The organism is Streptomyces sp. NPDC051020, from assembly GCF_040683105.1.
Lineage (GTDB): Bacteria > Actinomycetota > Actinomycetes > Streptomycetales > Streptomycetaceae > Streptomyces.
In genome coordinates this window covers 1-1,726 of record NZ_JBFBCG010000220.1, presented here as the reverse complement: position 1 = coordinate 1,726, position 1,726 = coordinate 1, and the positions used below count along the sequence as shown (strand labels likewise).

Annotated in this window: 1 protein-coding gene and 2 pseudogenes; 1 reads left to right on the top strand and 2 read right to left on the bottom strand. The window is 64.0% G+C overall.

Annotated elements, in window-relative coordinates; genetic code table 11:
- Positions 1-84 precede the first annotated feature (84 nt).
- Positions 85-1,104 carry a group II intron maturase-specific domain-containing protein gene (locus tag AB0N06_RS38805; protein ID WP_366139359.1) on the top strand — a complete coding sequence of 340 codons (1,020 nt, stop codon included), beginning with the start codon at positions 85-87 and terminating at the stop codon, positions 1,102-1,104.
- Positions 1,105-1,255: 151 nt separating this feature from the next.
- Here the strand turns inward: AB0N06_RS38805 and AB0N06_RS38800 are convergent.
- Both AB0N06_RS38800 and AB0N06_RS38795 read right to left on the bottom strand, forming a co-directional pair.
- Positions 1,256-1,357 (bottom strand): annotated as a pseudogene (locus tag AB0N06_RS38800) (transposase family protein); the annotation flags it as partial.
- Between the two features lie 48 nt (positions 1,358-1,405).
- A pseudogene (locus tag AB0N06_RS38795) lies at positions 1,406-1,726 on the bottom strand (phosphotransferase); the annotation flags it as partial.

Sequence of the window (1,726 nt, the reverse complement as noted above, 5' to 3'; positions counted from 1 at the left end):
GTGAGCGCACCACCGACGACCAACACCAAGATCAAGACGCTACGGAGGGTGACTCATGCCTGAGTTACCCATTGCGTTGGGGGCGTGATCAGTCCTCTGTTGCTCAATGTGGCCCTGCACGGGATGGGGGGCGCGATTAACGCAAATGTTCCCGCCAGAGGGACAAGGCATGTTCCCCCCGCTCTTGTTCTGTACGCCGATGACTTCGTGGTGCTGTGCGCCTCGGAGTCGGAGGCGCATGATCTGCAAACGAAGTTGGCTGTCTGGCTCCAGCCGAGAGGGCTTTCTTTCAACGAGGAGAAGACGCGTGTCGTCCATCTCGCTGATGGATTTGACTTCCTCGGATTCAACGTCAGGCGCTACGACCAGAAGCTGATCATCAAGCCGAGCAAGGATGCAGTACAACGGGTCAAGAAGAAGATAAGGACCATCATTCGACAACACCGGGGCGCACCCGCCGAACGCCTGGCTGGCGCCCTCGGACCTCTTGTTCGAGGATGGTCCATCTACTATCGGCACGTTGTCTCGAAGGAAACTTTCAGGAAGCTGGACGACTTCACGCACCACGCCTTGAGAAGGTGGGCGATCTACTGCAATCGACGGAAGACGCCCCGCTGGCTCCGGGAGCGGTATTGGGGGAAGTTCGACAAAAGTCGAGAGGACAGGTGGGTCTTCGGCTCCAAAGCCGGATACTTGCCCAAGTTCGCCTGGACCGGAATCGTCCGGCACGTGATGGTCAAGGGAGACTCCTCCCAGGACGACGCGGAACTGGACAGCTACTGGAGAAAACGAGCCCGAAAGCGGATGCCAGGAGTGGAATCCAAACGGATTCTTTTGCTAGCAGCCCGACAGAAGGGACTGTGCTCCAGATGCGGGCAGGACCTGATCGAAGGCGCGGGGTACGACCCTGATGACGTCAACGATTGGGCCCGCTGGTTCACGGCCTCATACCGGGGAATTCACGTGCACCATCTGCAATACCGCAGCCGGGGTGGAAGCGACCACCTCGATAATCTGGAAGTCGTACACACTCTGTGCCACCGGCAGTTGCACGCCGGTGACCGGAAGAATGGCACCGAACTGAGCGGCCATAGGCCCGCTTGAGCCGTGTGCGCTGGAAGGCGCAAGCACGGTTCTGAGGGGGCGGGGACGCAGCAATGCGTCCCCGCTACCCGACCGCGCCCAGCAGACTCGGAGGTCTTCGTGTTGTAGCTGATCTCGAGTCGTAAGCTCGTCGTCGCCTGCCGGTGGGAGCGCGGGCGCAGGTGGTGTCGTGCTCGCGGCCCGGCCGGACCGGGGAGACCCACAGCGGCCAGCCGTCCGGGGCCGAGATGACCTGCGCGTTCCCGCCGTGATGCTTGTGCGCCGCATCCGCCTTGCCCGCCGCGTCGCCCCTTCAGGCCCGTCAACCGGCCTCCACCGCACCTGCCACTCGCGCCCGCCCCAGCCCCGCAAGCACCGCGTCGACCGTCTGCTCCACAGTCTGCCCGGTCGTGTCCAGCCAGAGCCCGATCCGCGGCGTCTCCTCCCGCAGCACCCGGTCCAGCGACTCGACCGTCCAGCCGACCCCGTAACCGCTCTTGCTGCGCCCGGCCTCCCGCTCGGCAACGGCCCGCGGCTCGGGGGCGAGCACGACGACGTACAGCGGCCGGGTCCGTACGAGACCGACGTACGCGGCCAACTCCTCCCCCAACACCACGTCCTGCACCACGGCGGTCCAGCCCTC